Below are 6986 nucleotides of genomic sequence, written 5' to 3' on the forward strand. Positions count from 1 at the left end.
CAAGCGACATGTTTTAAACAATGTATGAATGAATTTCATATCAAACGAGGAGTGCGGCAATGATCGAGGTCCGCCATTTCCGCTCGCTGGTGGCCATTGCCGAATCGGGCAAGCTTGCGACGGCGGCCGAGCGCGTGCACGTCAGCCAGTCGGCACTATCCCACCAGATCAAGGCCATCGAAGCCCATTACGAGATGCCGCTGTTCGATCGCACGCGGCAAGGCCTGCGCTTCACACCTGCCGGCGAACGCCTGCTGGCGCTGGCACGCGAGACGCTCGCGGCAATCAGCGCGGCCGAGCGTGATCTGCTGCGGCTGAAGGGGGATACGCGCGGCGAATTGCGCGTGGTGCTGGAATGCCATACCTGCTTCGACTGGCTGATGCCCGTGATGGACGAGTTCAGGCGCCGCTGGCCGGAGGTGGAGGTCGATCTGGTGGCGGGATTCCATGCCGATCCGCTCGCGCTGCTCAGCAATGGCAAGGCGGACATGGTGATCGGCTCCCGGCCCCCCGTAAAACGCGGCCTGACCGTGGCGCCATTGTTCCGGTTCGAAATTCTCGCGGTGATGGCCAACGAGCACCGGCTGCGCAATAAGCGGCGCATCGAGGCGGCCGACCTGTCAGGCGAAACGCTGATTACCTATCCGGTCCCGGAGCAGCGGATCGACCTGATCCGCGAGGTGCTGGAGCCCGCCGGCATTCACCTGCAGCGGCGGACGGCCGAGTTGACGGTGGCCGTGCTGCAGCTTGTGGCCAGCCGGCGCGGCGTGGCGGCGCTGCCGAACTGGGGCGTCAAGAACTACGTCGACCACGACTATGTGCTGGCCAAGCGCATCGGCGCAAAGGGCCTCTGGAGCGAACTCTATGCGATGGTGCCGTCAGCCATCGCAGACCGGCCGTACGTCGATGATTTCGTGTCGATCGTGCGCGATATCTGCGCGGCCGAGCTGGACGGTATCGAGTTGCTGGGGACGTCGGCGTAGCCGCTCAGGCGTGCACAGCCTCGGCATCGGCTTCGGAATCGGCCAGCACGGTGTCGATGTCCTCCGAGAATTCGGCGTCAAGGATCTCCACCTCGACCCCATAGCCGACCCGGCGCACGAACAGATGCAGCAGATCGGATGTCGGGGCGGAGCAGCACAGGCTGACCGCATGGGCCGGTTCCGAGATATTGAGCTGGCACAGCGCGAGCCCGGTCCGGCGGGCATTGGCAAGAACCCATTCCAGGCTGCCAAAGACATCGGCGCGATCAAGGCGGAGGGCAAGCTGGACGGTTGGTAGCGGCATGGCAGGGTCCGGAAGTGATGCGTGAGAGGTCCGGTTAATTTACCAGCGACGCCGGAAAATTGGCTTCTGAAATTTCTTCCGTGACGCGCTGAATGAAGAAGAATCCACCTTTTTGGTGTAGATTTCAGGATATTCCTTCCATCATCCACATCTCTCCGTGAGCAACCTTCCCAAGCTCGATGACATCGACCGCCGCATCCTGCGTGAACTGCGCCGCGACGGCCGGATTTCCAACGCGAAGCTGGCCGAACGTGTCGGCCTGTCCGCCACGCCGTGCTGGAACCGGGTCAAGGCGCTGGAGGACGCCGGTGTAATCGGCGGCTACGTGGCGCTGCTGAACCAGAAGGCGCTGGGGCTGCCTGACACCGTGCTGATCGAAGTCACGCTGGACAGGCATGACGACGACATGTTTCATCGCTTTGGCGAGGCGCTAGCGCAGTTGCCTGAAGTGCTGGAGGCCCATCTGCTGACGGGAGAGTACGACTACCTGATAAAGGTGGCGGTGGCGGGCACCGAGGGCTACGAGGAATTCCTGCGCCACAAGCTGTACAAGCTGCCAGGCCTGCGGCACAGCCATTCGACCTTCGTGCTGCGCACCCTGAAGCGCGAGCCGTCTGTCGAGCCTTAGAGGCGCTATCAAAATGATTCTGGCGTCGTTGTGGGGCCTTGCCGTACTACTTGTAGTGTCTGCGGCCCCACGCCTAGCCAGAACCGCTTCGCTTCATTTTGATAGCGCCTCTTAACGCCTCGTAGCGCGCTTATCGTGCCGCCAGCCTGCCAAGCCGCGGCGCCAGCGCGGTGGTGACGACGCCCATCCCGATCAGCGCCAGGCCGAGTGAGAGGTCGGCCGAGATTCGCTCATGCCAGGCCACTGACGACAGCACCAACCCGATCACCGGTACGCCAAGCATCGCGATGGAGGTGGCCGCTGGCGGCAGCGTCTGTGTGACATTGAGCACCACGATAAAGGTCAGCGCGGTGGCCAGCGGCCCGGTATAGGCGATCACCGGCCAGATATCGATCATCGTGGCCAGATCCGGCGCGCCGTCGCGCAGCCACGCCAGCACAATCAGCGGCACCGTAGCTACGGCGCATTCCCAGGGAATCATCTCCGCGCCGAGCCGCACGGCGCGATTTGCGCGCAATTGAATGATGCTGATCGACCAGGCCAGCGATGCGCCCAGCAACATCATCAGGCCCATGACCGTGTGCAATTCCCATCCGCCCAGGGCAGGCGCCACGATCACGGCGATTCCTGCGTAGCTGAACGCTGTGGCCAGCCACTGCAGCCGGGACGGCCGCTCTCCAAGGACAACCGACGAAAGCGGGATCACCCAGATCGCGGTTGCATAGGCCACCACGGACGCACGGCCCGGCGGCACATACTGCAACGCCCACAGCGCCAGTGCCGTGAATGCCCCCATCTGCAGAAGGCCCACGCCAATCACCAGCGGCCATTCGGCGCGAGACGGCAGACGCAACCGGCGCACCACACCGAGCACCAGGAAACTGACCAGCGCGGCAGAGCCGAAACGGCACGCAGCAAACCAGAGCGGGCTGACATGGGCGAGCCCCATTTTCATGATGGGCCAGTTGCCGCCCCAGATGACGACTGCGCCAATCAGCGGCAGGAAAGACTTGAAGCCGGATGCGGCCGGCGAGCGGGTGGTGGCAGGTGCGGACATGCGAAGCAGCGGGAAATCGGTTGCCGGCGGACGCCGGGCGGGTGTGGAAAGTCTACGACTCATCACGCCGCAGCATTGACCGGATCCCACTGCCTTGTCGTCTTGATACGGCATACAATGCCGTGATTGAAATAATTCAAAGCACACCATGCTGGACATCGATCTCGACGCCATCGACATCCGTATCCTCGGCGAACTGCAGCGCGACGGCAGCCTGACCAACGTGGAGCTAGCCAGCCGCGTCAACCTGTCGCCCTCGCCATGCCTGGCACGCGTCAAACGGCTTGAGAAGATCGGCGTGATCTCGCGCCGTGTGACCTTGCTCGACGCGCGCCGGTTGGGCCTGAAAGTGGTGGTGTTTATTTCGGTATCGCTCGACAAACAGCGCCGGGAGACGCTGGACACGTTCGAGCGCCGAATCGCCTCGCTGCCGCAGGTGATGGAGTGCTATCTGATGTCCGGCGATGCCGATTACCTGCTGCGGGTGGTGGTACCCGACGTTGAGGCGCTAGAGCGCCTGATCATCGACCAGATCACGCGAATCCCCGGGGTGGCCAGCATCCGCTCCAGCTTCGCGCTCAAGCAGGTGCTGTACAGCACGGCGCTGCCGCTGGGGTAGGCATCACCGGGCGCCGTATTGACGCCCCAGCGCCTACCTCACCCCAGCCTTCCGCGCACGGCCCGGCGCAGTTCCGGCAGCAATTCAGCTTCGAACCACGGGTTCCGGCGCATCCAGCCCACCACGCGCCACGACGGGTGGGGCAGCGGGAAGACGTTGGGGCCGAAGCGTCGGAAGTCCTGGACGATCTCGGTCATGGTGGCGCCTGCACGGCCGCCAAGATAGTGCGCCTGCGCGTAGCTGCCGACGAGCAGCGTGAGCCGGTCTGCCGGCAATACCCGCAGGATGGCTTCGTGCCACAGCGGCGCACATTCGCGGCGTGGCGGCAGGTCGCCGCTGGGGCCCTTGCCGGGATAACAGAACCCCATTGGCATGATTGCCACGCGTGTGGCGTCGTAGAACTCGTCTGCGGCCAGTCCCGTCCACTCGCGCAGGCGGTCGCCGCTGGGGTCGTCGAACGGAATCCCGCTAGCGTGCACGCGCGAGCCCGGCGCTTGGCCGATGATCAGGATGCGCGACGTGGCGCTGAACTGCACGACGGGCCGCGGACCCGCTGGCAGGTCCGGCGCACATTGGGTGCAGACAGCGATGTCGCGCTGCAACTGGAGGATGCTCTGGACGGACTTCATTCGTATAAGACACGCGCAGCGAGAGCCGCGCGAAGTGCGTATATTACGGGGCTCGACGCATTGCGATGTAATGGTGCAATGCAATGGACTGGAGTATGACAATGCAAACCGAAACCGCGATCCTTGCTGGCGGATGCTTCTGGGGCATGCAGGACCTGCTGCGCCGCTTTCCCGGCGTAGTCTCCACACGCGTGGGCTACACGGGCGGCGACGTCCCCAATGCAACCTATCGTAACCATGGCACGCATGCCGAAGGGCTCGAGATCGTCTTCGATCCCAGCAAGATCAGCTATCGCCAGATCCTCGAATTCTTCTTTCAGATTCACGATCCGACGACCCGCAACCGGCAGGGCAACGACGTAGGCACGAGCTATCGCTCCGCAATCTTCTATCTGAACGACGAACAGCGGCGCGTGGCGGAAGACACCGTTGCCGACGTCAACGTCTCGGACCTGTGGCCTGGCAAGGTCGTGACGGAGATTGCCGCCGCCGGTCCGTTCTGGGAAGCGGAACCGGAGCACCAGGATTACCTGGAGCGCTATCCAAACGGCTATACGTGCCACTTCATCCGGCCAAACTGGAAGCTGCCAAAGCGCGGCTGACGGGCCGTAAGCGCAGGGTGGGGCAGAGGCCCCACGTATCGTCTTTGCGTGCGCCTGGCAGGTCACCTTGGGAAGCTGGTTGCCAGCCCCGCTGCGGAAAGCGGTGGCCGATACGCCATCCAACGCACCGGGGAACGAATTCCAGCGCGCCGGCCTTGATTGCACGCAAGGATTTTAAGGATTTTCCTATGCACAATGGCGCGCATGAAATCTGTCCAAACTTCGTTGCATGAATCGCCGGATAGCCGGCGTCACGGTCTGTCGGGCCGCATCGCCCACACCGCGGCCACATTGGGTTCCTCGGTGCTTGGCGCCGCAAGCCTGATTCTTCTGGCACTGAACACCGTGTTCTGGTGTGGCCTGCTGTTCCCTTTCGCCTTGCTCAAGCTCGTCTTGCCGAAAGCGGTTGCGTTCCGGCGAATCAATCCGATACTCAACCGCATTGCCGATGCCTGGATTGCGAGCAACAACCTCTGGTTCGATCGAATCCAGCCGCAGCCCTGGGATATTGCCGGCGTTGACGGGCTGGCTTACGCCGAATGGTATCTGGTCAACTGCAACCATCAGTCCTGGGTAGATATCTTCGTGCTGCAGCGCGCGCTTGGCGGCCGGGTCCCCCTCCTGAAGTTCTTCCTGAAACAGCAGTTGATCTATGTGCCGGTCATCGGGCTGGCCTGGTGGGCGCTTGATTTCCCATTCATGAAGCGCCACAAGAAAACGCAACTGCGGCGCAATCCGGAGCTGCGTCGGCAGGATCAGGAAACGGCGCGGCGCGCGTGCGAAAAATTCTCGGCTGTGCCAACCAGCGTAATGGTCTTTGCCGAAGGTACGCGATTCACAGAGGCCAAACGCGATGCCCAGGGCTCGCCGTATCGCCACTTGCTCAAGCCCAAGGCCGGCGGCCTTGCCGTGACATTGAATACGATGGGCACGCGGTTCCGGTCGATGCTCGACGTCACGATTGCTTACCCCGACGGTGCGCCAAGCTTCTGGCGTTTTGCCTGTGGCCGGGCGGGCCGGGTCATCGTCCGCGTAAAGCAGTTGCCGATTCCCGAGAATTTCTGCACGGCGGACTACGGCTCGGATAGCGTCTTCCGCAAGCAGTTCCACCGGTGGCTGGCCCAGCAGTGGCAAGACAAGGACGAACAGATCTCGCTGCTGATCGACAGCGCGCACGGGCAGGAGCGCTCCGCGCGCTAGCCCCCAGCTGTCGTAATGGACTAACCTGGGGACTAACCTGGCGCTGCGATCTCTGCCAGCGCCAGCTTGACGGTCTGCCAGGTCGCGGCTTCCTCGGCCTCCGTGCAATCCCCGTGCTGCCGCTTTGTCGCGCCCAGCCTGTTCAGCACGAGGTGGCGCGTGGCGGTCACCCCGGCACGTTCAAGACAAGCCTTTACACATGAGAGCGGACAGCCGTCGAGCGCCAGGATCGGCCGGCCCGATTGCGCAACACGCGTGAGCGCCGGAACGCCTCCGCCCACCCCGCTGATACAGGACATCTCGGCCTGACCACCGCGGTCCAGCCGGATCGCGAACGTGTTGGCCAGTTGCGCCACACTCGAACAGCCCGAGCACGCGTAGACCAGCGGAAGTCTGGATGCGCCAGAGGTAGCCATTGTCGGGTTCTCCGAAATGACGGAATCAGGCCGCGACGCCGGCCAGCCGCAATTCCTGCCGCTGGGCTCGCTTGCATCCGTGGCTGGCCCGCAGCGCAAGAATAAACAGAACGATAGCGGCCGGATCATTCAACGGCAGGCAGGGCAACGTCGCATCCGTCGGCGCGTCGGTGGCCAGAGCGATGATCGACGGGTCCTGCAGATAGTACGGTTCACGCCCATGCGCGGGACGGTAGACCTCAATGCGCGGAATGGTGCCACTGCGGAAGCCCTCCACCAGCGTCAGGTCCGCAGGGGCCAATCGCGCAATCTGATCGGCCAGTGATGGCTCCGGCTCGTTGCGCAACTCGCGCACGATGGCGTAGCGATACGGCGATGCCACCATGACCTCGTTGGCGCCGGCGGCGCGAAAACGGGCACTGTCCTTGGTTGGCGGCTCCAGTTCAAGCGGATGGTGGCTGTGCTTGATGACGTTGACGGTCAGCCCGTGAGAACGAAACCACGGCAGCATCGCCGTGATGAGTGTGGTCTTGCCGCTGCCCGACGTG

At 63.4% G+C, this 6986-nt stretch carries 10 protein-coding genes; 5 read left to right on the forward strand and 5 right to left on the reverse strand.

Annotation, left to right across the window (positions count from 1 at the left end):
• The first annotated feature begins 59 nt into the window (after positions 1 to 59).
• Complete coding sequence (locus B552_RS0124755) at positions 60 to 983, forward strand: LysR family transcriptional regulator (protein WP_019451750.1); 924 nt, start codon at positions 60 to 62, stop codon at positions 981 to 983.
• 4 nt (positions 984 to 987) lie between these two features.
• On the opposite strand, the gene B552_RS0124760 is transcribed toward B552_RS0124755, so the two are convergent.
• On the reverse strand, positions 988 to 1287 hold the full coding sequence (locus tag B552_RS0124760; RefSeq protein ID WP_019451751.1) for a hypothetical protein: 300 nt from the start codon (positions 1285 to 1287) through the stop codon (positions 988 to 990).
• Between the two features lie 157 nt (positions 1288 to 1444).
• Between B552_RS0124760 and B552_RS0124765 the strand changes: the two genes are divergently transcribed.
• The gene (locus B552_RS0124765) at positions 1445 to 1915 is read left to right on the forward strand and encodes an Lrp/AsnC family transcriptional regulator (RefSeq protein WP_019451752.1); all 471 of its coding nucleotides are present in this window, start codon (positions 1445 to 1447) and stop codon (positions 1913 to 1915) included.
• A gap of 130 nt (positions 1916 to 2045) precedes the next feature.
• Here the strand turns inward: B552_RS0124765 and B552_RS0124770 are convergent, their stop codons facing one another.
• Positions 2046 to 2972: a DMT family transporter gene (locus tag B552_RS0124770; protein ID WP_019451753.1), complete on the reverse strand. Its 927-nt coding sequence runs from the start codon at positions 2970 to 2972 to the stop codon at positions 2046 to 2048.
• A gap of 148 nt (positions 2973 to 3120) precedes the next feature.
• On the opposite strand from B552_RS0124770, the gene B552_RS0124775 reads away from it, so the two are divergent.
• A complete protein-coding gene (locus B552_RS0124775) occupies positions 3121 to 3591 on the forward strand; it encodes an Lrp/AsnC family transcriptional regulator (protein WP_019451754.1) in 471 nt (156 codons plus the stop codon).
• Positions 3592 to 3629: 38 nt separating this feature from the next.
• Here the strand turns inward: B552_RS0124775 and B552_RS0124780 are convergent, their stop codons facing one another.
• Positions 3630 to 4220, reverse strand: a complete 591-nt coding sequence (locus B552_RS0124780; protein WP_019451755.1) for a uracil-DNA glycosylase family protein — start codon at positions 4218 to 4220, stop codon at positions 3630 to 3632.
• Positions 4221 to 4315: 95 nt separating this feature from the next.
• Here B552_RS0124780 and msrA point away from each other — a divergent pair, with 95 nt between their 5' ends.
• Together msrA and B552_RS0124790 are read left to right on the forward strand one after the other, a co-directional pair.
• A complete protein-coding gene (msrA, locus tag B552_RS0124785) occupies positions 4316 to 4822 on the forward strand; it encodes a peptide-methionine (S)-S-oxide reductase MsrA (protein ID WP_026036028.1) in 507 nt (168 codons plus the stop codon).
• A gap of 204 nt (positions 4823 to 5026) precedes the next feature.
• A complete protein-coding gene (locus tag B552_RS0124790; RefSeq protein ID WP_083860353.1) occupies positions 5027 to 6022 on the forward strand; it encodes an acyltransferase in 996 nt (331 codons plus the stop codon).
• 32 nt (positions 6023 to 6054) lie between these two features.
• Here B552_RS0124790 and B552_RS0124795 read toward each other — a convergent pair whose 3' ends face one another.
• On the reverse strand, positions 6055 to 6438 hold the full coding sequence (locus B552_RS0124795) for a putative zinc-binding protein (protein ID WP_019451758.1): 384 nt from the start codon (positions 6436 to 6438) through the stop codon (positions 6055 to 6057).
• Positions 6439 to 6463: 25 nt separating this feature from the next.
• Positions 6464 to 6986 (reverse strand): molybdopterin-guanine dinucleotide biosynthesis protein B (gene mobB, locus B552_RS27880; protein ID WP_019451759.1); only part of this gene is annotated, 523 nt, incomplete at its 5' end.

The organism is Cupriavidus sp. BIS7 (genome assembly GCF_000292345.1).
GTDB lineage: Bacteria > Pseudomonadota > Gammaproteobacteria > Burkholderiales > Burkholderiaceae > Cupriavidus.